The sequence below is a fragment of the Bradyrhizobium sp. Leaf396 genome (assembly GCF_001424605.1).
Classification (GTDB): domain Bacteria; phylum Pseudomonadota; class Alphaproteobacteria; order Rhizobiales; family Xanthobacteraceae; genus Bradyrhizobium; species Bradyrhizobium japonicum_C.
Genome location: NZ_LMQJ01000006.1, coordinates 45,495 through 70,676, shown reverse-complemented (window position 1 = coordinate 70,676; position 25,182 = coordinate 45,495). Strand labels below are relative to the sequence as shown.

General features: G+C 65.1%; 22 protein-coding genes and 1 pseudogene. 16 read left to right on the top strand and 7 right to left on the bottom strand.

The window, feature by feature from the left end:
• Positions 1 to 16 precede the first annotated feature (16 nt).
• A complete protein-coding gene (locus ASG57_RS08060) occupies positions 17 to 697 on the top strand; it encodes a response regulator (RefSeq protein ID WP_057196016.1) in 681 nt (226 codons plus the stop codon).
• On the opposite strand, the gene ASG57_RS08055 is transcribed toward ASG57_RS08060, so the two are convergent.
• Entirely contained in the window at positions 694 to 3,534 is a 2,841-nt protein-coding gene (locus ASG57_RS08055) for an ATP-binding protein (RefSeq protein WP_057196015.1), read from the bottom strand. The two genes, ASG57_RS08060 and ASG57_RS08055, sit on opposite strands and share 4 nt — an antisense overlap.
• A 197-nt stretch (positions 3,535 to 3,731) precedes the next feature.
• On the opposite strand from ASG57_RS08055, the gene ASG57_RS08050 reads away from it, so the two are divergent.
• The 3 genes from ASG57_RS08050 to ASG57_RS08040 all read left to right on the top strand — a co-directional run bounded on the left by ASG57_RS08050 (position 3,732) and on the right by ASG57_RS08040 (position 5,845).
• On the top strand, positions 3,732 to 4,151 hold the full coding sequence (locus ASG57_RS08050) for an organic hydroperoxide resistance protein (RefSeq protein ID WP_057196083.1): 420 nt from the start codon (positions 3,732 to 3,734) through the stop codon (positions 4,149 to 4,151).
• A gap of 34 nt (positions 4,152 to 4,185) precedes the next feature.
• Positions 4,186 to 5,217, top strand: coding sequence for an alpha/beta fold hydrolase (locus ASG57_RS08045; RefSeq protein WP_057196014.1), 1,032 nt, complete (start codon positions 4,186 to 4,188; stop codon positions 5,215 to 5,217).
• Between the two features lie 67 nt (positions 5,218 to 5,284).
• Positions 5,285 to 5,845 (top strand): cytochrome P460 family protein, encoded by a 561-nt coding sequence (locus ASG57_RS08040; protein ID WP_057196013.1) that lies wholly within the window; start codon positions 5,285 to 5,287, stop codon positions 5,843 to 5,845.
• Positions 5,846 to 5,916: 71 nt separating this feature from the next.
• Here ASG57_RS08040 and ASG57_RS08035 read toward each other — a convergent pair whose 3' ends face one another.
• Positions 5,917 to 9,420: a hybrid sensor histidine kinase/response regulator gene (locus ASG57_RS08035; RefSeq protein WP_057196012.1), complete on the bottom strand. Its 3,504-nt coding sequence runs from the start codon at positions 9,418 to 9,420 to the stop codon at positions 5,917 to 5,919.
• A 335-nt stretch (positions 9,421 to 9,755) separates the two neighbouring features.
• Positions 9,756 to 10,985, bottom strand: a complete 1,230-nt coding sequence (gene hemA, locus ASG57_RS08030; RefSeq protein ID WP_024339096.1) for a 5-aminolevulinate synthase — start codon at positions 10,983 to 10,985, stop codon at positions 9,756 to 9,758.
• 323 nt (positions 10,986 to 11,308) lie between these two features.
• Here hemA and aroQ point away from each other — a divergent pair, with 323 nt between their 5' ends.
• The 6 genes and pseudogenes from aroQ (at position 11,309) to ASG57_RS08005 (ending at position 16,679) form a co-directional block, all read left to right on the top strand.
• Positions 11,309 to 11,740 carry a type II 3-dehydroquinate dehydratase gene (gene aroQ / locus ASG57_RS08025; RefSeq protein WP_057196082.1) on the top strand — a complete coding sequence of 144 codons (432 nt, stop codon included), beginning with the start codon at positions 11,309 to 11,311 and terminating at the stop codon, positions 11,738 to 11,740.
• Positions 11,741 to 11,990: 250 nt separating this feature from the next.
• Positions 11,991 to 12,113 (top strand): annotated as a pseudogene (locus tag ASG57_RS37575) (ACT domain-containing protein); the annotation flags it as partial.
• A 91-nt stretch (positions 12,114 to 12,204) separates the two neighbouring features.
• Positions 12,205 to 12,651 carry a MarR family winged helix-turn-helix transcriptional regulator gene (locus ASG57_RS08020; RefSeq protein ID WP_057196011.1) on the top strand — a complete coding sequence of 149 codons (447 nt, stop codon included), beginning with the start codon at positions 12,205 to 12,207 and terminating at the stop codon, positions 12,649 to 12,651.
• On the top strand, positions 12,648 to 13,418 hold the full coding sequence (locus ASG57_RS08015) for an enoyl-CoA hydratase (RefSeq protein WP_057196010.1): 771 nt from the start codon (positions 12,648 to 12,650) through the stop codon (positions 13,416 to 13,418). The genes ASG57_RS08020 and ASG57_RS08015 overlap by 4 nt, the downstream gene beginning before the upstream one ends.
• Positions 13,419 to 13,537: 119 nt before the next feature.
• Positions 13,538 to 15,619: a methyl-accepting chemotaxis protein gene (locus tag ASG57_RS08010; RefSeq protein WP_057196009.1), complete on the top strand. Its 2,082-nt coding sequence runs from the start codon at positions 13,538 to 13,540 to the stop codon at positions 15,617 to 15,619.
• Between the two features lie 121 nt (positions 15,620 to 15,740).
• On the top strand, positions 15,741 to 16,679 hold the full coding sequence (locus ASG57_RS08005; RefSeq protein ID WP_057196008.1) for a dihydrodipicolinate synthase family protein: 939 nt from the start codon (positions 15,741 to 15,743) through the stop codon (positions 16,677 to 16,679).
• Positions 16,680 to 16,794: 115 nt separating this feature from the next.
• On the opposite strand, the gene ASG57_RS08000 is transcribed toward ASG57_RS08005, so the two are convergent.
• The 3 genes from ASG57_RS08000 to ASG57_RS07990 are packed head-to-tail and all read right to left on the bottom strand — an operon-like array spanning position 16,795 to position 19,370.
• Positions 16,795 to 17,493, bottom strand: a complete 699-nt coding sequence (locus tag ASG57_RS08000) for a DUF1045 domain-containing protein (RefSeq protein WP_024339088.1) — start codon at positions 17,491 to 17,493, stop codon at positions 16,795 to 16,797.
• An 18-nt stretch (positions 17,494 to 17,511) separates the two neighbouring features.
• The gene (locus ASG57_RS07995; protein ID WP_024339087.1) at positions 17,512 to 18,705 is read right to left on the bottom strand and encodes an alpha-D-ribose 1-methylphosphonate 5-triphosphate diphosphatase; all 1,194 of its coding nucleotides are present in this window, start codon (positions 18,703 to 18,705) and stop codon (positions 17,512 to 17,514) included.
• Positions 18,702 to 19,370, bottom strand: a complete 669-nt coding sequence (locus ASG57_RS07990) for a transferase hexapeptide repeat family protein (RefSeq protein WP_057196007.1) — start codon at positions 19,368 to 19,370, stop codon at positions 18,702 to 18,704. Before ASG57_RS07990 ends, ASG57_RS07995 begins: the two co-directional genes overlap by 4 nt.
• Positions 19,371 to 19,543: 173 nt before the next feature.
• Here ASG57_RS07990 and phnC point away from each other — a divergent pair, with 173 nt between their 5' ends.
• The 4 genes from phnC (at position 19,544) to phnE (ASG57_RS07970) (ending at position 23,147) form a co-directional block, all read left to right on the top strand.
• The gene (phnC, locus tag ASG57_RS07985; RefSeq protein WP_057196006.1) at positions 19,544 to 20,353 is read left to right on the top strand and encodes a phosphonate ABC transporter ATP-binding protein; all 810 of its coding nucleotides are present in this window, start codon (positions 19,544 to 19,546) and stop codon (positions 20,351 to 20,353) included.
• 63 nt (positions 20,354 to 20,416) lie between these two features.
• Positions 20,417 to 21,346, top strand: a complete 930-nt coding sequence (gene phnD / locus ASG57_RS07980) for a phosphonate ABC transporter substrate-binding protein (protein WP_024339084.1) — start codon at positions 20,417 to 20,419, stop codon at positions 21,344 to 21,346.
• 71 nt (positions 21,347 to 21,417) lie between these two features.
• On the top strand, positions 21,418 to 22,302 hold the full coding sequence (phnE, locus tag ASG57_RS07975) for a phosphonate ABC transporter, permease protein PhnE (protein ID WP_057196005.1): 885 nt from the start codon (positions 21,418 to 21,420) through the stop codon (positions 22,300 to 22,302).
• Entirely contained in the window at positions 22,299 to 23,147 is an 849-nt protein-coding gene (gene phnE, locus ASG57_RS07970; RefSeq protein WP_024339082.1) for a phosphonate ABC transporter, permease protein PhnE, read from the top strand. Before phnE (ASG57_RS07975) ends, phnE (ASG57_RS07970) begins: the two co-directional genes overlap by 4 nt.
• Before the next feature lie 121 nt (positions 23,148 to 23,268).
• On the opposite strand, the gene phnF is transcribed toward phnE (ASG57_RS07970), so the two are convergent.
• Entirely contained in the window at positions 23,269 to 23,997 is a 729-nt protein-coding gene (gene phnF, locus ASG57_RS07965) for a phosphonate metabolism transcriptional regulator PhnF (protein ID WP_057196004.1), read from the bottom strand.
• Between the two features lie 105 nt (positions 23,998 to 24,102).
• Here phnF and phnG point away from each other — a divergent pair, with 105 nt between their 5' ends.
• Both phnG and phnH read left to right on the top strand, forming a co-directional pair.
• Positions 24,103 to 24,567, top strand: a complete 465-nt coding sequence (phnG, locus tag ASG57_RS07960; RefSeq protein WP_024339080.1) for a phosphonate C-P lyase system protein PhnG — start codon at positions 24,103 to 24,105, stop codon at positions 24,565 to 24,567.
• Between the two features lie 4 nt (positions 24,568 to 24,571).
• Positions 24,572 to 25,180: a phosphonate C-P lyase system protein PhnH gene (gene phnH / locus ASG57_RS07955; RefSeq protein WP_024339079.1), complete on the top strand. Its 609-nt coding sequence runs from the start codon at positions 24,572 to 24,574 to the stop codon at positions 25,178 to 25,180.
• The last annotated feature ends 2 nt before the right edge of the window (positions 25,181 to 25,182 follow it).

Sequence of the window (25,182 nt, the reverse complement as noted above, 5' to 3'; positions counted from 1 at the left end):
CGATAGCAAGAGAACGATGAACGCTCCCTCGACTCATCTCGTCATCGCCGATGACCATCCCCTGTTTCGCGACGCGCTGCGGCAGGCGGTGGCCGGGGTTCTGGCCTCGGCAAGGATCGATGAGGCCGGATCGTTTGAGGATCTGACCAAGCTTCTGGAGCAGACCTCGGACGTCGACCTGATCCTGCTCGACCTCTCGATGCCCGGGATCTCCGGCTTTTCCGGCCTGATCTACCTGCGCGCGCAATATCCGGCGATTCCGGTCGTGATCGTCTCGGCGTCCGACGACAGCGCGACAATCCGCCGCTCACTCGATTTCGGCGCCTCCGGCTTCATTCCGAAGCGATTCGGCGTCGAGACGCTGCGCGATGCCATCCTCAAGGTGATGGAGGGCGACGTCTGGGTTCCGGCCGACACGGATCTGTCGGCCGCGGCCGACCCCGAGATGACGCGCCTGCGCGACCGTCTGGTGACTCTGACGCCGCAGCAGGTCCGGGTCCTGATGATGCTGTCGGAGGGCCTTCTCAACAAGCAGATCGCGTATGAACTCGGCGTCTCCGAGGCCACCATCAAGGCCCACGTATCGGCCATTCTGCAAAAGCTCGGCGTCGAGAGCCGCACCCAGGCCGTGATTGCCGCGGCCAAGATCGCCGGCGGCCAGTGGAAGCAGGGGAGTGCCGACGGGATGAGCCGCTAGAGTGTGGTCAGAAGGCCGTTGGCTGCTCTGATATCCGCCGTCTCGGACCCATCGGCAAAGCCCTTGAGCGACGATTGGAGCAATCGCTTCGCTTCCTCCCGCTGCCCGCGTTCGGCAAACAGTCGGGCGAGATCGATCGCGGTGCGCAGTTCCCAGGCTGTGGCGCCCTTGCGGCGGCTCAAAGCCAGGGATTGCATCAACTGGTCCTCTGCTTGCTCGCCCCCAGGCCGTGGCAGCGACAAGAGGGTCATACCTTTCATTCGAAGCAGTTCGGGCATGTAGAGATGATCGCCGCTTTGCTTGACCAGCCGGATCGCGTCATCGATCAGGATTGCGCCCTGTTCGAACTGTCCAAGCGCCACCAAGCCCTGAACGAGCGCGATGTTGAATGTCGTGGTGAGCAGTTCGTAGCCGGCCCCGTGGAGCTCGCGCAGGCAAGCATTGATCGTCTGGATGCCATGCGCGGCGTTTCCTCGCCGGATCGCCAGCTCTCCCTTCACGCCGCGGCCAACCACAAGATAGGGACCCATCGACCGAGATCTGGCATGTGCGATGAACAGATCGATGCTCTCTTCCGCGGCGTCGAGGTCGCCTCCCCAAAGTGAGATCGAGACCGCCCAGATCAGCGCGATACAGAGCGTGATCGGGTGCTCCATCTGCGCGGCCTCGGCGATCGTCTGCTGCGCCAGCTGCAGCGCTTCCGCGGGCCGGCCCTGCAACCAGAGCTCGCGGGCCAGCGTGATGCCGGCCCGGTTGCGATGATCGAAGCCGTGGACGGTGCTGATTCGCTCCGTGCCCGGACCTTGCCAGGCGACCTCCAGCATCTTAAGCGCGTCCCGATGCTCGCCGGCCAGGTGGAGCGAGACTCCCATGAGCGAACGAGAGAGGGCGATTGAGCCGGCATCGCCAAGCGATCGCGCGACCGCAAGGCTTTGCTGCGCATAGCCAAGCGCGGCCTCGAACCGCCCGATCCGTTCGTGGAAGATATGCATCCGACCGAGCAACTGGAGCTGGTTCGGTGCGTCGCCGCGCGCCGCGGCAATCGCAAGGCTCCTGTTCAGGGCGCTCCGCGCCGCTTCGCTGCCGCCGCGGGTGAACATCAAGGTCAGTCCGAGAGCGGCCTGGATGTGCATTTCCTCGGCGCTGCCACGCGAGGAGGGGGCAATCGCAAGCAGCGCCCGTTCTGACCAGCGTCGGCATTCGATTAGCAGCGACATTGCCAGGAAGATCGGCGCCGCGGCAGCGGCGAGCGCAATGCCGATGTCGAAATCACCCTCTGCGCCGAAGCACCATTCCAACGCGGCACGCACATTGTGAAGCGCCGAGAAGTGAGCCGCTCGCTCGTCCGCGCTCGGCACGGCCGCCCATGTCGTCCCGGCCTGTTCCAGCCATCGCCGGTAAAAAGTCGCATGGCGGGCGGCGAGGGCGGCGTCGGCCGGTTCGATCTCGAGCAGATAGGCGCGCGTCGTGTCGAGCAGGCGGTAGCGCATCATGGCGCCTATGGGGCGCGGCGCGACCATCGATTTGGCAACGAGACTGTCGACGGCATCGAACAGGCGGGTGCGGTCGACGCGCTCGTCCGGCACGACCTCGAGTGCCGCATCGATGGTGAAGTGACCGGCGAAGACCGCAAGTCTGCGCAGCACGAGGCGCTCAAGATCCGACAGCAGCCGGTAGCTCCAGTCGAGCGTGGCCTGCAACGTCTTCTGCCGTGGTGGCGCCGTTCGCTGGCCTTGCCAGAGTAGATTGAGGCGCTCGTCGAGCAGCGCAGCCGTTTGCTCCAGGCCGTAGGCTTCGACCCGGCCAGCGGCGAGCTCGATCGCCAACGCCATGCCGTCGAGCTTGCGGCAGATCCCGGCGATGATCACGGCATTGGCATCATCGAGCGTTATCTGCGCGCCGCTGGCTGCGGCACGTTCGAGGAACAGTTGAAGCGCGGGATAGACTTGTGCTGCAGCGATCGTCACTCCGGCGCCGTCGGGCGGAACGGCGAGCGGGGCCAATCGATAGACCTGCTCGCCCTCAACGCGCAGGGCTTCACGGCTGGTCGCGAGGATATGGACGTTCGGCGCCGCATGGAAGATCTCAGCCGCCAACGGCGCCGCAGCGGCAATGACGTGCTCGCAATTGTCGAGGATCAGCAGCATCCGCTTGTCCCGCAGATGCGCCAGCAGCGCGGGCAGGGGATCCTCGGCCTCGGCCGGCAAGCCAAGCATCAGCAGGATTGATGTGATCACGAGATGGGGATCGCTCAGTGCGGCAAGGTCCACGAAATGTGCGGCGTCGGAGAAAGTCGTGAGCAGATCATGGGCGAGCGCCACCGCGACGGCGGTCTTGCCGACGCCACCTGGCCCGGCGACCGTGACGAAACGTGCGGTCAGGAGCTTCTCGGAGATGGCGGCGAGCGCCTCGTCGCGTCCGACCATCCGCTGCAGCCGGTTCGGGAGTTTGACTGGCGGCAACTCGGCCCGAGGTGCGGAGCGACGCGCGGCCGGAAGCTGCGCTTGCGAAATCGGCGCCACGAAACAATAGCCGCGGCCGGAGAGCGTGGCGATGTAGCGCGCGCCATCCTTGCCGTCGCCGAGCGCCTTTCGAAGGGCTGCGACGTGAAAGCGTAGGTTGCTCTCTTCGACCGTGATGCCGGGCCAAACTATCGCCATCAGCTCCCATTTGCTGACGACCTCGTTCGGCCGCGACATCAGCGCCAGGAGCGTGTCGAATGCTTTCGCGCCGAGCGGCACGGCGACGCCGTCGCGCATCACGAGCCTTTCATGCGGCCTCACGGAGAATGGCCCGAACGATAGAGTTCCCGTCGTGGTGCCGGCCGGCTCGGTCATGGCGAAATCTTCGTCCCTTCAAGAAGGTTCGATAGCCAGATGATCGCGATCCGGCAAGGCCGTCCGTGCATCGGCGCGATCGCGGATGCAGGCCTTGTGAGGCGCGTAAGGTCGCATCTCACAACTTCTCACAAGTCCAAACGGGCACGCTGCGGCGGCCGCTGCTAGTCAGTGGCGTGACGGCGAAGGAGTCCATGATGACACAGGCGGCAAAGGTACTCTACACGGCCAGGACCCACACCAGCGGCGGGCGCCACGACGGCATATCGCGCAGCTCAGACGGTCGCTTGGACGTCAAGCTGTCGCCGCCGGGCGGCGCGGGCATCGGTACCAATCCCGAGCAATTGTTCGCCGCCGGCTGGTCGGCCTGCTTCGAAGGCGCGATGGAGATCGCAGCGCGCAAGCGGAAGATCGAGCTTCCCAGAAAATGCGCTGTTGATGCCGAAATCGATCTCATGCTGGACGAGGGCGCCTATTCGCTCCGGGCGCGTCTCAATGTCAGCCTGCCGGGCCTAGATCGCGAGATCGCAAGCGGCATCGTCGACGATGCGCATCGGACCTGTCCTTATTCCAAAGCAGTTCGTGGCAATGTCGATGTCACGATCGCCCTGATCTGAGGCGCACTACCAATCACAACAAGGCAGCAAGATCATGAAGCAAACCATCAACCAGCAGCGCCGCAGCTTCCTTGGCATCGCGGCGGGAACCGTCGCCGCCGGTCTCGGCGTGATTGAGTTCGCTCGCGCCGAGACGGAAGCGAGGTCGTCCTCTGCATCAAATGCGTCCTTCAGCACGATCAAGCAGGTCGATGCGGGCGTCCTCAACGTCGGTTATGCCGAGGTGGGACCGTCGAACGGCCCCGTCGCGATCCTGCTGCACGGCTGGCCTTACGACATTCACGCGTTCGTGGACGTCGCGCCGATCCTGGCAAAAGCCGGCTATCGCGTGATCATCCCTTACCTGCGCGGCTATGGCACGACGCGCTTCCTCTCGGGAGAGACGCCGCGCAACGGCGAGCCTGCCGCAATGGCCGCCGACATCATCGCGGTCATGGACAAGCTCGACATCAAGAAGGCCGTCGTCGCCGGCTTCGATTGGGGCGCGCGTACCGCTGACATCATCGCCGCGCTGTGGCCGGAGCGCTGCCGTGCGCTAGTGTCGGTCAGCGGCTATCTGATCTCCAGCCAGGCTGCCGGCAATGCGCCGCTGCCGCCATCGGCTGAGCTGCAATGGTGGTACCAGTTCTATTTCGCCACCGAGCGCGGCCGGGCCGGATACGAGAAGTACACGCATGATTTTGCCAAGCTGATCTGGAGGCTCGCCTCGCCCCAGTGGAAGTTCGACGACGCCACGTTCGCCCGGAGCGCGGCGGCGCTCGACAACAAGGATCACGTCGCGATCACGATCCACAATTACCGCTGGCGGCTGGGTCTCGCCCAGGGCGAAGCGAAATACGAACATCTCGAAAAGAAGTTGGCCGGGGCTCCCGTCATCGACGTGCCGACGATCACCATGGAAGGCGACGCCAATGGCGCGCCACACCCCGATCCAAGCGCCTATGCGAAGAAGTTTTCAGGTCGTTACGAGTTTCGTCTGATCACCGGGGGCATCGGCCACAATCTCCCGCAAGAAGCGCCGCAAGCCTTTGCCAAGGCCGTCATCGACGTCGACGGTGCCTGGTGATCGATGCGATGCTCGGTCCAGCGTGACTGGACCAAGGATATGCCGAATCCAGATTGAAGAAAAAGTCATGACGTCCTTCGAAACCGAAAACAAGAAGCGCTCCTATGCCACGGCGATTACGCTGGCCGTGCTCCTCCTCGTCATTGTCTTGACTTGCGTGCCATGTCTGGTCTCGATCGCTCTGGCTGCGGAACCTGCGCAAAATGCGGCCGAGGCCTCGCCGATTTTCGGCGTCACGATTCCGTCGGACTACAGGCAGTGGGAGTTGATCGCACCTGCCGAAGAGGCCGCGCCGCTCGACGAGCTTCGCGCCGTCGTCGGCAACCAGACCGCATTGGAGGCGTATCAAGCCGGCAAGCTCCCGTTTCCGGACGGCACCATTCTGGTCAAGCGTGCCTGGAAGCGGAAGAAGTCGCCGGAATTTGCGTCCGCAACGATTCCTGGTGCCGCCACCACGGTCCAGGTGATGGTCAAGGACTCCAAGACGTACGCCGCAACGGGAGGATGGGGCTTTGGCCGCTTCGTCGATGGCAAACCGGTCGACGAGGCTCAGCATCGCACCTGCTTCGCGTGCCATGAAGCGCGCGCCAAGGGCCGCGATTATGTGTTCACGCGGCTGGCACCTTAGGCCACCTGGAGATCGCGTTATTGAAAACATGGTTCATCAGCGGCAGCTCGACCGACTACTGACCTTGCGCCTCACTCCGCCGCCACCATCTGCTGCGTGCGCCACTGGCCGAGCAGGGCGCGAAGCGAGGCCGGCTTCACCGGCTTGTTCAGCACCGCGACTCGCTCCTCGCGCGCCGCGACCTGTACGGCGGGGCTGCGATCGGCAGTGATCAGGATCGCGGGGATGCCATCGCCGAAGCGGCGACGGATCTCGCGGATGGCCGCGATGCCGTTGCCGCGATCGAGGTGATAGTCGACGAGCAGGCCGGTGACGCGCTTGCCGGCCGCCTCGATCGCGGCGATCGCGCCTTCCGGATCGGCAACCGCGATCACTTCGGCGTCCCAGGCCATCAGCAGCGTGCGCATGCCGTCGAGAATCGCCGCATCGTTCTCGATGCAGACGATCAGCGCGCCCGAGATCGGCGTGCGCGCCAGCGGCGTTGCGCTGGTCACGGCCGCGGTGTGGGTGATCGCCTTCGCCGTCGGCACCGTCACCAAGAAGACCGAGCCGCCGCTGGCATTGGCGTCGATGGCGATGCCATGGTTGAGCACGCGCGCCAGCCGCTCCACGATCGAGAGCCCCAGCCCCAGGCCGCGCGCGATCCGCGCCCCCTGTTCCAGGCGATGGAATTCCTTGAAGATCTCGCCGCGCTTGACCGGGGGGATGCCGACCCCGGTGTCGTAGACGCAGATCTTGAGCGCGGCGCCGCGGCGGCGGCAGCCGACCAGCACGCGGCCGCGCGGGGTGTACTTGATTGCATTCGAGATCAGGTTCTGGAGCAGGCGCCGCAGCAGCAGGCGGTCCGACTCGACCGGCAGCGAGCAGGGCACGAAGGTGAGCTCCAGGCCCTTGGCGCGGGCAATCGGCGCAAACTCGATCTCCAGCGAACGCATCAGGTCGGCCATCTTGAAGCTCGAGATCGAGGTCGTCATCGCGCCGGCGTCGAGCCTGGAGATGTCGAGCAGTGCGCCGAGGATCTCCTCGATCGCCTGCAGCGATTCGTCGATGTTCTCCACCAGCCGCGTCTCCTCGCCATTGTGCTGGCGCTCGACCAGGCTGGTGACATAGAGCCGGGCCGCATTCAGCGGCTGGAGGATGTCGTGGCTGGCGGCGGCGAGGAAACGCGTCTTGGAGATGCTGGCGTCTTCGGCCGCGCTCTTGGCCAGTGCCAGCTCGGAGTTCAGCCGGGTCAGCTCCTCGGTGCGGTCGCGCACGCGCTTTTCCAGCGTCGCATTGGCGCGCTCCAGCGCTTCCGCCGCTTCGAAGCTGGGCGTGACGTCGGTGAAGGTGATGACGAAGCCGCCGCCGGGCATGTGGTTCGTGAGCACCTCGATCACCATGTGGCGCTCCGGCAGGCGTTCGAGATAAGGCTCGCTGTCGGTGGTGTAGGCGGCAAGGCGCCGCTCCAGCGCGGCGTCGCGCTCGAACGGATCCTCGGGATCGCCCACACCGATAAACTCCAGAATCTCACGCAGCGGCGTGCCGAACTGGATCAAATGCGGGGGAACGTTGAGGAGATCTCCGAACTGCCGGTTGGAGCAGATCAGCTGCAGATCGGCATCGAACACGGCGATGCCCTGGCGCACATGGTTGAGGGCCGTCTGGAGGATCTCGCGGTTGAAATGCAGCGCTGCGTGGGAGTCGTCGAGCAGCTTCAGCGCGGCCTTGGCGGAGACCGTCCGCTTGCGCAGCAGCAGCGACATCACGAGACGCGAGGAGGCAGCGCCGATCGAGGAGGCGATCAGGTGCTCGGCATGCTGCAGCAGCTCGAAATCAGCAGGCGCTCCAGGCTCCAGCCGCACGTTTCGCCGCGCCGAGAATGCCTCGAAGGAATGCCGCGCGCGCTCGGGTCCGAGATATTGCGCCACAGTGGTCTGGATGTCCTGCACGGTGACGCTGGTGCGCCAGCGGCGGAAGCTCGGGGAGATCGGCGCGAGCGTATTGGGCACGAACAGATCGGCCTGCAACAGCTCGATGGACGACGGCTGACGCGCCAGCGACAGCAGCACATAGGTCAGGATGTTGAGCGACAGCGACCAGATGACGCCGTGCATCAGCGGCGGCAGGTCGGCACCGAACAGCGCCTGCGGCCGTAGCGCCTCGATGCCGAACGGGCCGTGCTGGAGCAGCATGATGCCTGATGTCGAGGAATCCATGAAGCTCGGCATGAACAGCGTATAGAGCCACACCGCGAAGCCGACCAGCATGCCGCCGATGGCGCCGCGCGCGGTTGCGCGTCGCCACAGCAGCCCGCCGAAGAAGCTCGGTGCAAGCTGGGCGATGGCGGCAAAGGAGAGCAGGCCGATGGCCGCGAGCTGGGTACTGCCGAGCGCGCGATAGTAGAAATAGGCCATCACCATGATGGCGAAGATCGCGAGCCGGCGCGAACGCAGCAGGAAGTCGCTGAAATCGGCACCGCCGGCGCGTCCCTCCGGCCGGCGTTGCAGCACCAGCGGCACCACGAGGTCGTTCGAGACCATGATGGAGAGCGCGACACATTCGACGATCACCATCGCGGTCGCCGCCGACAGGCCGCCGACGAAGATGACGACGCTGAGCAGGTCCGCGCCCCCCTCCATCGGCAGGGCCAGCACGTACATGTCGGGGTCGGCGGCGCCGAACGGGAAAGTGACGAGGCCGGCAATCGCGATCGGGATCACGAACAGGTTGATGGCGACCAGGTAAAGCGGGAACAGCCACCGCGCGCGCCCGACCTCGGCGTCCGAGGAGTTCTCCACCACGCTGACGTGAAACTGGCGCGGCAGCAGCATGATCGCACACAGCGACAGCAGCGTCATGGTCAGGAAGTTGCCGATCGACGGCGAATAGTTGATGGTGCGCACCGCCTCCGGGGTCTTCATGGCGCGCTCGATCAGTTCGTGCGGCGAGAACATCCAGAAGGTGACGAAGATGCCGGCGGCGAGGAAGGCGACGAGCTTGATGATGGATTCCGTCGCGACCGCCAGCATCAGGCCGTGCTGGTGCTCGGTGGCGTCGGTTTGCCGCGTGCCGAACAGCACGGCGAACGCCGCCATTGCCAGCGTCACCATCAGCGCCACGTCGCCGACGAGCGGGATGTGGGAGAAGGCCTGGTCTTCGGTCAGGATCGTTTCGAGCGAGGAGGCCACGGCCTTGAGCTGGAGCGCGATGTAGGGCACCGAGCCGATGATCGCGATTCCGGCGACGGTCGCCGCCACCGCCTGGCTCTTGCCGTAGCGGGCGCCGATGAAGTCTGCGATCGAGGTGATGTTGTGGGCTTTGGCCAGCTGGATCATGCGGCGCAGCACGCCGGCGCCGAGCCCGATCATCAGGATCGGGCCGACATAGATCGCGAGGAAGTCGGTCGAGGTCCGGGTGGCGAAGCCGACCGAGCCGAAGAAGGTCCACGAGGTGCAGTAGATCGCCAGCGACAGCGGATAGATCAGCCCGGAGGCGCGCCTGGCCGGCGAGCGGCGGTCGCCATGGCTCGCCACCAGGAACAGGAAGCCGATATAGCCGAAGGCGACGGCGATCACGCCCCAGTCGTGCAGCATGGTGAGCGTGCTTCTCCCCTGGGCGCTGCCAGCGCCCCGAACTTATTTTCCCCGTGAACCTAGCGCGTCGGACGAGGGGAGGCGACAGCGAAATGCCGGGTGGCGGCAGGAACCGGGGCTTGTCGTCAAGGTGCAAGCGTGCACCGTGGGCGCCTCCCCGCTGGAGGGGGAGGGTCGATCGGGCGCAGCGCGAGCGGGTGAAGTGATCTCCACGCGGGCAGCGTTCGAGGTGGAGAGACCATTATCCAACCTCGTCTCACATTCGCTGCGCTCAAGGTGCGCCGGCCCACGGGCGAGCTACGCCCGTCCCGGCCCCTCCAGGGGAGGGTAAGGGCCTATTCCGCCGCGAGCGACTTCGCGCGCAGCGGCAGGCCGAGGCGGTCCCACACTTGAAGCAGCGCTTCGGCGAGTTGATCGATCAGGCCGTCATCGTGGTAGGGCGAGGGCGTGATGCGCAGCCGCTCGGTGCCCTTGGCGACGGTCGGGTAGTTGATCGGCTGGATGTAGATCCCGTGCTCTTCGAGCAGCAGGTCGGAGGCCTGCTTGCACTTCTCGGGGTCACCGACGAACAGCGGCACGATGTGGGTGTCACTCGACATCACCGGCAGGCCGGCGGCATTGAGGATCGCCTTGACGCGGGCGGCGCGGTCCTGGTGGCGCTCGCGCTCCCAGCTCGAGGTCTTCAGGTGCCTGATCGCGGCGGTGGCCGCCGAGCAGACCGCGGGCGGCAGAGCGGTGGTGAAGATGAAGCCCGGCGCGTAGGAGCGCACGGCATCGATGATCTGGCCGTTGGCCGCGATGTAGCCGCCGAGGCAGCCGAATGCTTTCGCCAGCGTGCCCTCGAGGATGTCGATGCGATGCATGACGCCGTCGCGCTCGGCGATGCCGCCGCCGCGCGGGCCGTACATGCCGACGGCGTGGACCTCGTCGACATAGGTCATCGCCCCATACTTCTCGGCGAGATCGCAGATCTTGGCGAGCGGGGCGACGTCGCCATCCATGGAATAGAGGCTCTCGCAGACGATCAGCTTCGGCCGATCGGGGCCGGCCGCTTTCAACAGCTCTTCCAGATGCGCCAGATCGTTGTGGCGGAACACGACCCGCTCGCAGCCGGACTGGCGGATGCCCTCGATCATCGAATTGTGGTTGAGCTCGTCCGACAGGATCAGGCAGTTCGGGATGAGCTTTGCGATGGTCGGGATGCCCGTCTGGTTCGAGACGTAGCCCGAGGTGAACAGCAGCGCGGCCTCCTTGCCGTGGAGGTCGGCGAGCTCGGCTTCGAGCTGGACCAGCGGATGGTGCGTGCCGGCGATGTTGCGGGTGCCGCCGGCGCCTGTGCCGACGCGCGTGGCTGTCTCAACCATGGCGCCGACCACCTTCGGATGCTGGCCCATGCCGAGATAATCGTTGGAACACCAGATCACGACGTCGCGCTTGCCCCTGGGCGAGTGCCAGACCGCGTGCGGGAACCGGCCGGCGGTGCGTTCGAGGTCGGCGAACACGCGATAGCGCCGCTCGGTGTGGAGACGATCGAGGGCGGAATCGAAGAACTGGTTGTAATCCATCGGCGAAACCTGCAGCGGAACCTGGCCCAAGGTGGCCGTTCGATTTTTAGAGCTTTTCGAGCTCCAATGTCCATGCGCCAGCACACATTTGAGGCAAGGCGAGCGGGTATATTGATAGCGGCGGATGGCGCGGGATTGTTGATTTGGATCAACCGCCTAGCGCTTCTGCAGCCCAGGACCGGGTTTCTTCGGGGAGGTCAGGGCTGTCGTGGACATTTTGTCTATGGTGCGCTCGCCGTTCATGATTGGCGGACCGGCCACACCGACGCCGCAGCTCCCGCAGGGTCGGCCAGCGCGGCGCACTCGCGCGAAAGGACGCCCCGATGAAACGTGTCATGATCCTCAACGGCCCCAACCTCAACATGCTTGGCATCCGTGAGCCGCACATCTACGGCACCACGACGCTCACAGAGGTCAACACAAGCTGCGAGCAGGCTGCCGCCATGCTCGGGCTCAAGCTTGCCTTCCACCAGTCCAACCATGAGGGTGTGCTCGTCGACCTGATCCAATCGGCGCGGCAGGACGCCGACGCCATCGTCATCAACCCGGCCGGTCTCTCCTTCACCTCGGTCTCGATCATGGACGCGATCAAGACGTTCGAGGGTCCGGTGCTGGAGGTGCACATCTCCAACATCCACGCCCGCGACGAATATCACCGCCACTCGAAGATCTCGTTCGTGGCGACCGGCGTGATCTGCGGGCTGGGGCCGTTCGGGTACATCGCAGCTCTGCACGCGATCGCGAACATGAAGTGAGCTGGCGCGGCAGCGGAGATCTGCTCCTCGCAACAAGGGCGGCGTGTGACGGAGGCAACTCGCGGCGTCTGGGTGGCGTCGAGGGCGCCTTTGTCGCGATCATGTATGGTGTCGCTGACGATAGGCTGCGTGCATCCCGACGCGCTTTCTCGACGCGACTTTCTCGCGGGTCGTCGCCACATACGAATGCGACTAGTCTGGTCTTTGCGCGTTTGTCTTGTCTCCAATATCGCTGGCAAACGCCGCCGCCGCCGGCGACCTCGGCTATGTCGTGCTCGACGCCGATCTCGGTGGTCAGGATTCCGGCGAATTGCTCCAGCAGATCCGCAGCCTCGAGGGGACGGTCGGCGCACGGCTGGTGTTCGAGCATTAAAGCGGTCGTCTGCCGGGCTTCGAGTTTCACCTGCGCGGTTTAGCGAAACGCCTCGTTTGACAAAAGCCCCGCGCTTGTCTATATATTTCGCATGCGAAATAATAGCGGCGCGGGACACCACCGGCTGATCTACCTGCTGAGCGTCGCGAACCGGCGCTTGCAGCGCTGGATGGCTGCGCGGCCGGAGAGCGCGGTGACGCCGGCACAGGCCGGGCTGCTCTTCATTCTCGGCAAGCAGGATGGCGTGCTTATGGGCGAGGCGGGCGCGGCGCTTGATCTGGGGCCGGGCGGCATCTCGGGCCTCGTCGACCGCACCGCAGCCGCAAAGCTGATCGAGCGGCGGGCTGATCGCGAAGACGGCCGCGCCTGGCGGATCTGGTTGACGCCGAAGGGGCGCGCCGCGCTGGCGCAGGCCAAAGCAGGTGCGGCAGAGGTCAACGCGGCGCTGACGGAAGGATTTACGGCAGCGGAGATCGACATCGTCGCGCGCTGGCTGACGAGCATTCCGCACAAGTTTCCAAGAGGAGCAGACGAATGACCGAGCACGTCCGGATCGATAACAGCGGCGGAATTCTCACGTTGACATTGGCGCGCCCCGACAAGAAGAACGCGCTGACCGATGCGATGTACGGCAAGCTCGGCGATGCAATCGAATCTGCCGAGTTCGATCCGTCCGCCCGCGTGATCCTGATTCGCGGCGAGGGCGACATGTTCACCGCCGGCAACGATGTCGGGGAGTTCGCCGCTGTCGCAGCCGGAAAATCGGAAGGCAGCCGCAACGTCGTGCGCTTCATCCAGTCGCTGGCGCGCTGCACCCGGCCGCTGGTCGCGGCCGTGCAGGGCCGCGCCGTCGGCGTCGGCACCACGATGCTGCTGCATTGCGATCTCGTCGTCCTCGCCGACAATGCGCAATTATCGACGCCGTTCGTCAACCTCGCGCTCGTGCCGGAGGCTGCTTCCAGTCTGCTGATGCCGGCGCGTATCGGCCATGCGCGCGCCTATGAGATGTTTGCGCTCGGCGAGACCGTGCCGGCCAAGTCGGCGCTGGAATGGGGGCTTGCCAACCGTGTGGTTCCGCTCGAGAGGCTCGATGCCGAGGCGCTTGCACTGGCGCAGCGTCTTGCGCGCCAGCCGGCCGGTGCCCTCACAGCGACCAAGCGGCTGATGCGCAACGGAGAGGCTCTGGTCGCTCAGATGCAGGCCGAAGGCGAGCAGTTCGCGCAGCGCCTGCGCACTGCCGAGGCGCGTGAGGCGTTCACGGCATTCGCCGAGCGCCGCCCTCCGGATTTCACGAAAGTGGCGTAAAGGCCCAAGTTCCTGGGACCGGTACTTCCCGGGACACACATCATTTGAATAAACCTTAACGAAACTTTGGCATGTCCCCCTGCAAGATGACCGCTCGCGACGAGTAGGTCTTTTGGTCCATGTCAATTTTTAAGAAATCGGTAAGCACGCTCCTCCTGGTTCTGATGACGCTGCTGGCCGCCGGTGCGCTGACCAGCACGGCCATACAGATGGTCGGGGCCTTCGGCCGTTACAGCGACAGCCTGGAGACCGAGCGGCTCGCGAATGCCGACAAGGCGATATTCCATGGCGTGCTCGCGTTGCGTAACAATCGCGGCGACGCGCAGAGCGCGCTGCTAGGCGAGGACGATCCGCGCGCCAAGCTCGGTGCCGCGGAGAAGGCGGAGCAGGCCGGCTTCGACGCCATCATCGCCGCGCTCTCCACCGTCGAATTCGCCCGGCGCGACGAACTCGCGGCCACGCTGAAGCAGCGCTGGAGCGAGGCCGCGCCGAAATTCCAGCTGTTCTATGACGAGGCCAAGCTGCCGCGCGCCGACCGCAAAGTGGAGCGCACGGCACCCTGGTACGATGCGGTGACCAAGGTGATCGAGCCGGCCAATCTGGCGTCCACCGCGGTGTCGAACCGGGCCTGGATGAACGATCCCTTCATCGCCCGCATGATCCAGGTCCGCCGGCTCGCCTGGCAGGTGCGAGATCGCTACGGCATCCAGTGCTCGACCTTGCGCCCGAACGTCAATGCCAGCAAGCCGCTCGACGAGAGGCAGAAGCAGACGGTGGCAAGCTGGAACGGCATCATTACCGCCGGCTGGACCGGCATGGAGGAGGTGCTGGCGGCGCCTGACGTGACGACCGACCTCGTTAACACCGCCAAGGAGGCGCGCGCCAGGACCGACGGTGTCCTCAAGCAGATCGGCGACATCACCAGGAACTTGGACGGCAGCGGCCGTCCCGCGATGCCGGCTTCGGAATGGAACGCGTTGTGCCAGTCTCCGTTCGCCTCCATCGTCGCGGTCGCGAACAAGGCACTCGACCTGTCGATCGCGCGCGCCGACACGGTTCAGGCGAAGGCCCTCACCAATCTGGTCGTGCAATCGCTCGCATTCCTGCTCGCGCTGGCCGTGACCCTGACCGGCGTGTTCGTGGTGCGCAACCGTCTCGTGCGGCCGGTGGGCGCTATCCTCGACGCCATCGCCCGCATCAGCGCACGTGACTATGAGACGCCGGTGCCGCAACCCCGCCATCGCGACGAGTTCGGCACCATGGCTGCTGCGCTTGAAAGCCTGCGCGAGAGCGCGGCGACGGCGGAACGGCTGGGCCGGGAGCGCGAATCGCAACAGGCGCTGCAGCTCGCCCGCTCCGGCAGCGTCGACGCAGCCTGCCGCAGCTTTGATGATGCGGTGCAGGCGGTCATCCAGAGCGTCGTGGCCTCGACGCAGGAGCTCGATGCCACCGCAACCGGCGTACGCTCGCTGGTCTCGGAATCGAGCAGCCAGACCGCCGCGGTTTCATCCGCCGCCGAGCAGGCCACCAACAATCTCGAGACTATCGCTGCCGCGACCGAGGAGCTCTCCGCATCCGTCGGCGAGATTTCCGCGCAGGTGCAGTCGAGCGCACGGGAGGCCCGCGAAGCTGTCGCACAGGCTGAGCAGACCAATGCGACGGTGGAGATCCTCGACCAGACTGCAAGCCGCATCGGCGAGGTCGTCAAGATGATCAACGCCATCGCCGGCCAGACCAACCTTCTGGCCCTGAACGCCACCATCGAAGCTGCGCGGGCAGGCGAGGCCGGCCGCGGCTTCGCCGTGGTTGCAGGTGAGGTCAAGAGCCTCGCTGCGCAGACGGCGACAGCGACCGAAGAGATATCGCGCCAGGTCGAGGAGATCCAGGGCGCGACCGGCCAGGCTGTTGCTGCGATCCGCTCGATCGGCGGCGCCATCAGCGGCATCGACGAGAAGATGACCGCGATCGCCGCCGCGGTCGAGCAGCAACGCGCGGCGACCACCGAGATTTCGCGCAATTTCCAGCAGGCAGCTCAGGGCACCCGCGAGGTCACCGACACCATCGGCAGCGTCGCGAGACTTAATCAGGAGACCGGCAACGCCGGCACGGTGCTGTCGGAGTCCGTCAAGAAGATGTCGGCCGACGCGGATCGCCTCCGCGTCGCGGTCGAGGGCTTCCTGGGAGCGGTGAAGACCGCATAAGATTGATCTCTCCGTCGAGTGACGAGCGGGCATTGCCGCCGGTCCGCGCGGCAGGTACATCTGTGCCGCCACAGCTCGCTAGCGGCACCAGACAGAAGACACGTCAGGGATGGAGAGTTCGATGCCGGTCACCCCACACAAGGCCCCGCGTCCCTATCGCGGCGTGTTCCCCGTCGCGCCCACCATTTTCGACGAGCGCGGTGAACTCGACCTCGAAGGCCAGCGCCGCTGCATCGATTTCATGATCGATGCCGGCTCCCACGGCGTCTGCATCCTCGCCAATTTCTCCGAGCAATTCGTGCTCACCGATGCGGAACGAGAGGCCGTGATGCACGCCGTGCTGGAGCATGTCGCAGGCCGGGTTCCCGTGATCGTCACCACCACGCATTTCAGCTCGGCCGTCTGCGCGGCCCGCAGCAAGCAAGCGGAGGCGGCGGGCGCCGCTATGGTGATGGTGATGCCGCCCTATCACGGCGCGACGTTCCGGGTCCCCGAGAAAGGCATCATCGAATTCTTTAAGGTCCTCTCCGGCGCGATCGACATTCCCATCATGATTCAGGACGCACCCGTTGCCGGCACGCCGCTGTCGGTCGAGCTGCTCGCGCGACTGGCGCGCGACTTCTCCAACATCCGCTACTTCAAGATCGAGGTGGCCGGCGCGGCCGCAAAGCTCCGCAGCCTGATCGAGGCCGGCGGCAAGGACATCGAAGGCCCATGGGACGGCGAGGAGGCAATCACGCTGCTGGCCGACCTCGACGCCGGCGCCACCGGCGCGATGACTGGCGGCGGCTATGCCGACGGCATCCGGCAGATCGTGGACCCCTATTTCGCCGGCGATCGCGAAAAGGCCAAGGCCGCCTACGAGCGCTGGCTGCCGCTGATCAACTACGAGAACCGCCAATGCGGCCTGATCGCCTGCAAGGTGATGATGCAGGCCGGCGGGATCATCAAGTCGGATGCGGTGCGCCATCCGCTCCAGCCGCTGCATCCGGCAATGCGGGCGGGCCTGCTGGAGCTTGCGAAGGAGCGCGACGCACTGGCGCTGCGGTGGGGAAAGTAGCTCTCTCCGCCGTCATTGCGAGGAGCGCAACCGAGGAAGTAATCCAGAGCACCTTGCGGAGACAATCTGGACTATCTGGATTGCTTCGCTGCGCTCGCAATGACCAGTTTGGAGGTTACTCGGCCAGCAGCCACTCGCCAATGACGCGGAAGCGCGCCTTGGCATCATCTTGCCTGAACAGCGCGATACGGTCGATCATCAAGCTCTCGAGCTTCAGCCCTGCAAATCGCCCCCGCAGCATCTCGAGGATCGGCCCGCGCCGCTCGACATCCAGCCGCCCGGTCAGCGTCATGTGGAAGCGGAACTCCTCCATCACGTAAGGGTAGCCCCAGCGGTCGAGATAATCGCGCTGCCGCTGGCTCAGCTTCTCGGGCCGTCGACGTGCGCGATCCTCCGCCGTCAGCGCGGCGCGAAACGGATCGAAATCGCGCACGCAATCGGCGGCGAGCTGTTGCAGTGCATCGACCGGTTCGGCCGGAATGACGGCAATGAATCCGCTGATGGAATCCACAATCGGCCGAATCACGGGGCGCGGTCGTGACCTGCCGGCGAATGCCGCGCAGGCGGCCATCAGCTCCACCTCGGTCTTGCCGGACGCTAGCACCATCGGCGCTTTCAGCGTCGCGTGAAAACCGTACTTGCGGGGGTCGGCGGTGACGTCGCTCCAGTCCGCAGCGAGCTGCAAAGCGTCGGCGGGAAAGGCTAGTTCGTTGCCGGTGCAGGCATCATAGCCGAGCAGCTCCGCGCCGAAGCGGGAGAGGGCGCTGTTGCGGCCTGCGGCAAAATAGATCGCGTAGCGGGGAAGACCTGTCATCGCCTCAGCATAGCCAATTTAGGCGGCCACGATAGCCTGGCGCGGCGCCGCTGCCGCGGTGAGCAGCCGAGTTGCATCGCTGAGATGCACGAGCTTGCCACCTGAGATCACCGCGATCAGCCGCGGGCGTAGCGCCATGCTGCCGTCGACGAGGAGAATGTCGGCGCGGCATCCTTCCGCGAGCATGCCGCGATCGGCAAGGCCGGTCGCGCGCGCGGGGCCGGCGGAGACCAGGTCCCAGGCCTTCGCCAGCGGCAGCACGCCGTCGGCAGCGAGCCGGAACGCGGCGAGCAGCTGCGCGGGATAATAATAGTCCGACGCCAGCACCGAGCAGAGGCCCTTGGCGATCATGTCCGATGCTCTGGTCCAGCCGGTGTGGCTGCCGCCGCGCACGACGTTGGGCGCGCCGTAGACGATGGCGTCACCGGCATCCGCAGCAGCGCGCGCCGTCTCCTCGTTGATCGGAAACTCCGCGATGTGAGCGCCGAGTTCGCGAAAATGCCGGCGCATCGCCGGCGTCGCATCGTCATGCGAAAGCATTCGCACCCCGGCAGCGCGGGCGACCGCAGCCAGCCGCGATACCGAGGCCGGCACAGCGTCGGCGCGCGAAACCACGCGCTCGACCAGCCGATCGAACTCGTCGATCGAAAGGCAGGTCCGCTCCACCATGCGGTTGCGCTTGCGGGGCTTGGCCATGTCGGCGACGGTCCCGTCCATGTGGTCGTTGAAGGCGAACAGGTCGACGCGGCCGTCAGCGAGCCACTGGCTGATCTCGGCCTCGGCGTCGAGATTGTAGGTTTCGTGGCGCAGGTGGAAGCGGGTATCGGCAGCGAATTGCGGGCGCTGCCGCTCGATGGCTTCCAGCAGTCCGCGCGCATTGTCGGCGCTGCGCAGGCCCGGCTCCCAGGAACAGGTCGTGGCGTGAAACACCGTGGTGATGCCGTTGCTGATCGCCTGGCGATCGCTGTCGGCAAGCGCGACGTCGATTGGGAAATTGACGCCTGCGCGGGGCATCATCTGCCGCTCGAAGGCATCGCCGTGCAAATCGACGATGCCCGGCAGCACCAGCAGGTCGCGGGCATCTAGCGCCAGCCGCGCACGGCCTCGAGAAGCATCGACCTGGGCGATATCCGTTCCGGATACCAGAAGTGAGGTTTCGACGAACTCGGTGCCGATCAGGGCCCGGCCGCTTTCGAGGACTATGTCTGTCACGCGATCGCGCTTCGTTTGCCGGCGGGAGAATTGGTGAGAGGGCTCGCCTGTGCTTCGTATGTCGCAAGAAAATCTTCAATCCCGAGCTTGCGAAAATCCGGCAGCGCCCGGCGCAACTTGTCGTGATCCCAGTCCCACCACGCGAGCCTGGCAAGCCGCCCAGCGATCTCCTCCGAGAAGCGCCGCCGCACGATCCGGGCCGGATTGCCGGCAACGATGGTGTAGGCCGGCACGTCCTTGGTGACGATGGCGCCGGCGGCAATCACAGCGCCGGTGCCGATGTTGCGACCCGGCAGCACGACGGCGCCGTGGCCGATCCAGACGTCGTGGCCGATATGGATGTGATGCTGGCGCCGCCACTCGAAGAATTCGGCATCGTCGCTCTCGCCCTCGAAATAGGCGCTGGAGCGGTAGGTGAAATGCGCCTGTGTCGCGCGGTGCATCGGATGGTTGCCCGGATTGATGCGCGTCATTGCCGCGATCGAGCAGAACTTTCCGACAGTGGTGTAGGTGATCTGCGAATCGTTCACGACATAGGAGTAATCGCCCATCGCCACTTCATGCAGGATGGTGCGTGCGCCGACCTCGGTATAGGCGCCGAGCCGGGTCTCATGCAGCACGGCCGAAGGGTCGATGGTCGGCTGAACCGAGAGAATTTTGGCCATGTCGTATCCCTGGTGCGAAGGCGGGCGTTCCTCTTCGAGCGGCTTGATGACAATGTCATGACGTCGAGATGACGGGGGATGAACCGCACAGGATCGCCGCACCGCAACGGTACTGTCACACAAGTGTTAAGCACCGACGTTAGCGGTTGGGCCCAGCAAATCTGGAGCCTGGCATGCTGGTGGTGGATGGTCTGACGTGTCGCTTCGGCACAAAAGCCGCTGTGGACGACACCTCGTTTCAAGTGTCCCCCGGCGGCTTCGTCGGTGTGATCGGGCGATCCGGCGCCGGCAAGTCGACCTTGCTGCGGAGCATCAATCGACTGGTGACGCCGACCGAGGGACGCATCCTGTTCGATGGCGTCGACGTCACCGCATTGCGCGGCAAAGAGTTGCGCCAATGGCGGGCGCGGTCAGCGATGATCTTCCAGCAGTTCAATCTGGTCGGCCGGCTCGATGTCCTCACGAACGTCCTGATGGGACGGCTAGCGACCATGCCGGCCTGGCGCTCACTGTCCCAAATTTGGCCGGAGCAGGACAAGGCGCTGGCGATGTCCGCGCTGGAACAGTTCGATATCGCGTCGCTTGCCGCCCAGCGCGCCGACCAGCTCTCCGGCGGTCAGCAGCAGCGCGTGGCGATCGCGCGCGCCCTGGTGCAACAGCCCGATATTATTCTGGCCGACGAGCCGATTGCCTCGCTCGACCCGCGCAACACCAAGGTCGTGATGGATGCGCTTCTGCGCATCAACAAGCATTTCGGCATCACCGTGCTCTGCAATCTGCATTCGCTCGATCTCGCCCGCAGCTACTGCGACCGCCTGATCGGCATGGCCGCGGGCCGCGTGGTGTTCGACGGCGCGCCGTCGATGCTGACCGATCAGGTCGCGCGCGAGCTCTACGATCTCGAAGCCAACGAGGTCATGGGTGGCGCGCCGGCCGCCGCGCCCGAGGGTGTTCCGGCGCTCGGCAGCGCTGCCGCCGCCTGAGCGGCGGGAGCGCACACTCAACGTCTCGCGTTAAACGAACTCCAGCTGAAGAAGAGGGGTATCATGATTACTCGTCGATTGGTTCTTGCCGGTGCCGCGGCCCTGGCCTTCACCACCTCCGCCTCCGCCGAAGACTGGCGGAAGAAATACCCGGAGATCACTCTGGCCGTCGTTCCGGCGGAGAATGCCTCCGGTGTGACCGAGCGGTTTACGCCCTTCATCAACTATCTGTCGAAGGAGCTCGGTACGAAGGTCACGCTGCGCGTCGCCAACGACTATGCCGCCGTGATCGAAGGCCAGCGCGCCGGAAACATTCACATCGGCTATTACGGCCCTGCAGCCTTTGCCCGCGCCCGGCTGACCGGTGTCAAGACCGATGCGTTTGCGATCGAGGTCAATGCTGACGGCTCGAAGGGCTACTACTCGGTCTTTTACGTGCTCGCGAAATCGCCCTACCAGAAGATCGAGGACCTCAAGGGCAAGAACCTCGGGTTGGTCGACCCGAACTCGACGTCGGGCAACAACATGCCCCGCTTCAAGCTGAACCAGATGGGCGTCGATCCCGAGGCCTATTTCTCCAAGGTCGTCTTCACCGGGAGCCATGAAAACGCGGTGCTGGCGCTGGCGCAAGGCACTGTGGACGTCGCCGCCAACTGGTGGAACGCCGAGGATGATTCCAACCTGACCCGCATGCTCAACAAGGGCATGGTGAAGAACGCCGACGGCGCGCCGATGAAGAAGGAGGACTTCCGCGTCATCGTGAAATCGGACATGATCATCAATTCGCCCGTTGCCTATCTCAGCGACCTTCCGGACGACATGAAAACCGCGATCAAGAAGGCTTTCCTGGACGCCGCGCAGAAGGACCCCGAAGCCTTCAAGAAGCTCTCCGACGGCAAGAACAAGCCCTGGGATCCGGTCACCAACGAAGAGTACAACAAAACGATCGAGCTGATTAAGTTCGTCGACCATCTGCGCAAGAAGGCGTCCTGATCGTAGGGACACATCGCCCAAGCCGGGTCAATCGACCCGGCTCTTTCCATGATCGGCTCGCCTCCCACCGAATGACAATTGCGGTTTCGATCCTTCCCGAGCAGCAGCTGACTGTGCTGAATGCGGTCTATCGCAAGGCGGTCGCACGCAAGCGGTTACGGCTGCTGCTTGGCACTGTGCTGTTCATCGCCGCGCTGCTTGTCGCTGCGGTCGGCGCCGAAGTGAACTTGCGCACCTTATTCACCCATTTCGGCAATTTCGTCAGCTACTTCGATCGTATTCTCACGCTCGACACTGGCCAGCGCGTCTGGACCGATCTCGGCGAGTGGTTCTGGGGCTGGCGCAAATGGCTGAAGCTGCTCGCCGAAACGCTTCTGGTGAGCTATGTCGGTACGTTGATCGGGGCTATCCTCGCCTTCGGCTTGAACTTCTTTGCGGCCGCGAACACCGCGCCGGCGCGCTGGCTGCTCTTCGTCGTGCGTCGCCTGCTTGAATTCGCCCGCACCGTGCCGAGCATCGTATTCGCGTTGATCTTCGTCATTGCCTTCGGCCTCGGACCGATGGCGGGCGTGCTGGCGATCGCCATCCACTCGACCGGCGCGCTCGGCAAATTGTTCTCCGAGATCGTCGAGAATGCGGACATGAGGCCGGTCGAAGGCGTGCGCTCGACCGGGGCAAGCTGGCTGTCCTGCATGCGCTTTGCCGTGCTGCCGCAGGTGATCGCAGGCTATGCCAGCTACGCGCTGCTGCGCTTCGAGATCAATGTACGAGAAGCCTCGGTGATGGGCTTTGTCGGGGCCGGCGGCATCGGACAGGAGCTGATTGTTGCGATCCGCAAGTTCTACTATTCGGACGTCAGCGCGATCCTTCTGACCATCATCGTCACGGTCTTCCTTATCGACATCGGCACCGGCTGGCTGCGCGGCCGCCTGTTCGGCAGCGAGGCGCGGACATGAGCCGCCACCCCGAGGTCGATACGGTACAGCTTCGCGCGCGCCACCCGAATGTCTTCAACCGGCCGGCGTCGGCGCGGCTCGCGACGCCGGCGATGCTTGCCGCCGCGCTCGCGCTCCTGGTGTTCGGGCTGGTCGACCTCGACTTTTCGCCGTCGCGTTTCGTTGCCGGCGTCAATCAGCTTGGCTGGATCACGATGATGATGATCCCGCCCGATCCCGGCTCGTCGCTGCCGCTCTATCTGAAGGCGCTCGGAGAGACGCTGTCGATCGCGCTGCTCGGTACCACGCTCGCCGCCCTGTTCGCACTCCCGGTGAGCCTGCTTGCCGCGCGCAACATCGTGCCGTCGGGCTTCTTCCGTTTCCCGGTCCGGCGCTTCCTCGATTCGATTCGCGGCGTCGACACGCTGATCTGGGCGCTAGTCTGGATCAATGTCGTGGGTCTCGGGCCGTTTGCCGGGGTGCTGGCGATCGCGGTGTCGGATTTCGGCGCGTTCGGCAAATTGTTCTCGGAAGCGATCGAGGCCGCCGACCAGAAGGAGGTCGAGGGCATCCGTGCCTCCGGCGGCAGTGCCCTGCACGAGATCCGTTTCGGTCTGATGCCGCAGGTGCTGCCCGTCATCGCCGGCCAGGTGCTCTACTATATCGAATCGAACACCCGATCGGCCACCATCATCGGCATCGTCGGCGCCGGCGGTATCGGCCTGCAACTAGCCGAGCAGATCCGCGTGCTGGAATGGCAGAAAGTCTCGTTCCTGATCCTGATGATCCTGATCGCAGTCGCCGCGATCGATTTCATCTCGGGCAAGCTGCGCTTTGCGATCATCGGGCGAAGGCCGGTGGTGTAGAAGATCCTTTCCGTCATGGCCGGGCTTGACCCGGCCATCCACGCTCTTTTTGTGGGATCGGAACGGAGAATGCCCGGCTCAAGCCCGGGTATGACCGGAACGTGGAACTGGCTGCGGCCGCCTACGACTCCACCAAGAACTCCACCCGCTCCGCCGCGAAGCGCGAATGCTTGGTCAGCAGCGCCTTGCCCGCGAGATCGTGGTCGGTGGCGTCGACCACGAGAATCGGCCGACCCAGCGCCAGATCGAGCCGTACGGCATCGGTCGCGTCGACAATGCCGGCGGTGATTCGGGTCGCGCCGCGGCGGTAGTCGCGCACGCCGTAATGCGCGAGCAGCTTGGTCATGGAGTGCGTGGCTGCGAACACGGCGCCCGCGTCCGGAAACAGTTCCGCCGAGAGCCAGGTGGTCGAGACGCAGATCGGCGTGCGATCAGCGAGGCGGATCGCCTCGATTCGCACCAGCGGTGCGCCGGTCTTCAACCCCAGCTCCCGCGCGAGCTCGCGCGTCGCGATATCATCGCTTGCCTCGATCAGACGCCCATGCGGCTCCCGTCCTCCGGCGCCGACGATCTCGGAAAATCGCGTGCGCGAGCGCAAGGGATAGGCGAGCTTCTGCGCCTCGACATAGGTTCCGCTGCCGCGCTCGGCGCGCACGAGACCGCGCTCGGCGAGCGCAGCCAGCGCGCGCCGCACGGTGTGACGGTTGACGCGATAGGCCTCGGCGATCTCCACCTCACCGGGAAGCTTGTCGCCCGCCGCAAAGCGGCCGTCCGCGATGCCGCGCTCGATGCCGTCGGCGACGAGACGCCAGAGCGCGACGCCCGAAGAGGCTGTGTCCTGCATGCTCATGTCGCGGAAGCCTACTCCAGAAATCACATCATTGTCACGAAACGGTCATGGCGCGTCCGTATGAAGTTGTCTATTATCATAGACAACTTCGGCGCGGCAAGTTCGGTGGAGCAGGTGACGCAGCACAACAATCAGCAAGCCCAGCGCAGGGCCGCGATGGCGGTGCTGGCGCACGCGGAGGCGGGCGAGATCGCCGCTCGCCTCCGCAACCTGGCACTCCCGGCCCATCAGGATCTGCGCGCGCCCGAAAACGGCCTCGTCATGCTGCGCGGCAGGGTCGGGGGCGACGGAGCACCGTTCAATCTCGGCGAAGCCACGGTGTCGCGCGCCGCGGTGCGGCTTGCGACCGGCGAGATCGGCTTCGGCTATACGCTGGGACGCGACGGTGAGAAGGCGCGGCTGATCGCGCTATGCGATGCGCTGGTGCAATCCCGTGAATTCGGCAGCGCGCTGGAGCGCGACGTGATTGCCCCGTTGCGCGACCAGCTCATGATCAAGCGTCAGCGGGCCGCGGAAGAGACCGCTGCGACGAAGGTTGATTTCTACACCATGGTGCGCGGTGAGGGGTGAGATCATGACCACGATTGCAGAACTGCCGCCCGGTTTCGTAGACAAGGTGTTGTCGGCACAGTCGACCTTCCGCTCGGTCATGGATGCGATGGCGCGGCCGGGTTCGGTCCGGCGCATTGTGCCGGGAGCGGGGACGCCAGGGCCGATGATGCGGGGCACCGCTGCGATCGCGCTGACGCTGTTCGATCACGACACGCCGCTCTGGCTCGACGCGCGGATGGCGGAGAGCTCGGACGTGGTGAAGTGGCTCAAGTTTCACACCGGCGCCCCGGTGGTGCAGGACACGTCCATTGCAGGCTTCGCGCTGATCGGCGATGGCGCAGCTTTGCCCTCGCTGGAGCGTTTTGCGCTCGGCACCAGCGAATATCCGGATCGATCGACCACGGTGATTCTCCAGGTCGATTCGCTCGATGCCGGGCGCGGCTTCGAGCTGCGCGGCCCCGGCATCGACGGTGTCGCGACGCTCAAGGCGTCGATCACGCCTTACGATCTATTCGAGCGCCTGCATGTCAACGAGGCGCTGTTTCCGCGCGGCATCGATGTGGTGCTGGTCGCGGATGATGCCGTGGTTGCGATCCCCCGCACTACGCGCGTCGTGAGCAAGGAAAGCTGAAA

What these genes read in the sequence shown, in the direction of transcription:
- ASG57_RS08060 (WP_057196016.1), top strand. Translation starts at nt 17, where the DNA reads ATGAACGCTCCCTCGACTCATCTCGTCATCGCCGATGACCATCCCCTG.
- ASG57_RS08055 (WP_057196015.1), bottom strand. Translation starts at nt 3,534, where the DNA reads ATGACCGAGCCGGCCGGCACCACGACGGGAACTCTATCGTTCGGGCCA.
- ASG57_RS08050 (WP_057196083.1), top strand. Translation starts at nt 3,732, where the DNA reads ATGACACAGGCGGCAAAGGTACTCTACACGGCCAGGACCCACACCAGC.
- ASG57_RS08045 (WP_057196014.1), top strand. Translation starts at nt 4,186, where the DNA reads ATGAAGCAAACCATCAACCAGCAGCGCCGCAGCTTCCTTGGCATCGCG.
- ASG57_RS08040 (WP_057196013.1), top strand. Translation starts at nt 5,285, where the DNA reads ATGACGTCCTTCGAAACCGAAAACAAGAAGCGCTCCTATGCCACGGCG.
- ASG57_RS08035 (WP_057196012.1), bottom strand. Translation starts at nt 9,420, where the DNA reads ATGCTGCACGACTGGGGCGTGATCGCCGTCGCCTTCGGCTATATCGGC.
- hemA (WP_024339096.1), bottom strand. Translation starts at nt 10,985, where the DNA reads ATGGATTACAACCAGTTCTTCGATTCCGCCCTCGATCGTCTCCACACC.
- aroQ (WP_057196082.1), top strand. Translation starts at nt 11,309, where the DNA reads ATGAAACGTGTCATGATCCTCAACGGCCCCAACCTCAACATGCTTGGC.
- ASG57_RS08020 (WP_057196011.1), top strand. Translation starts at nt 12,205, where the DNA reads ATGCGAAATAATAGCGGCGCGGGACACCACCGGCTGATCTACCTGCTG.
- ASG57_RS08015 (WP_057196010.1), top strand. Translation starts at nt 12,648, where the DNA reads ATGACCGAGCACGTCCGGATCGATAACAGCGGCGGAATTCTCACGTTG.
- ASG57_RS08010 (WP_057196009.1), top strand. Translation starts at nt 13,538, where the DNA reads ATGTCAATTTTTAAGAAATCGGTAAGCACGCTCCTCCTGGTTCTGATG.
- ASG57_RS08005 (WP_057196008.1), top strand. Translation starts at nt 15,741, where the DNA reads ATGCCGGTCACCCCACACAAGGCCCCGCGTCCCTATCGCGGCGTGTTC.
- ASG57_RS08000 (WP_024339088.1), bottom strand. Translation starts at nt 17,493, where the DNA reads ATGACAGGTCTTCCCCGCTACGCGATCTATTTTGCCGCAGGCCGCAAC.
- ASG57_RS07990 (WP_057196007.1), bottom strand. Translation starts at nt 19,370, where the DNA reads ATGGCCAAAATTCTCTCGGTTCAGCCGACCATCGACCCTTCGGCCGTG.
- phnC (WP_057196006.1), top strand. Translation starts at nt 19,544, where the DNA reads ATGCTGGTGGTGGATGGTCTGACGTGTCGCTTCGGCACAAAAGCCGCT.
- phnD (WP_024339084.1), top strand. Translation starts at nt 20,417, where the DNA reads ATGATTACTCGTCGATTGGTTCTTGCCGGTGCCGCGGCCCTGGCCTTC.
- phnE (WP_057196005.1), top strand. Translation starts at nt 21,418, where the DNA reads ATGACAATTGCGGTTTCGATCCTTCCCGAGCAGCAGCTGACTGTGCTG.
- phnE (WP_024339082.1), top strand. Translation starts at nt 22,299, where the DNA reads ATGAGCCGCCACCCCGAGGTCGATACGGTACAGCTTCGCGCGCGCCAC.
- phnF (WP_057196004.1), bottom strand. Translation starts at nt 23,997, where the DNA reads ATGAGCATGCAGGACACAGCCTCTTCGGGCGTCGCGCTCTGGCGTCTC.
- phnH (WP_024339079.1), top strand. Translation starts at nt 24,572, where the DNA reads ATGACCACGATTGCAGAACTGCCGCCCGGTTTCGTAGACAAGGTGTTG.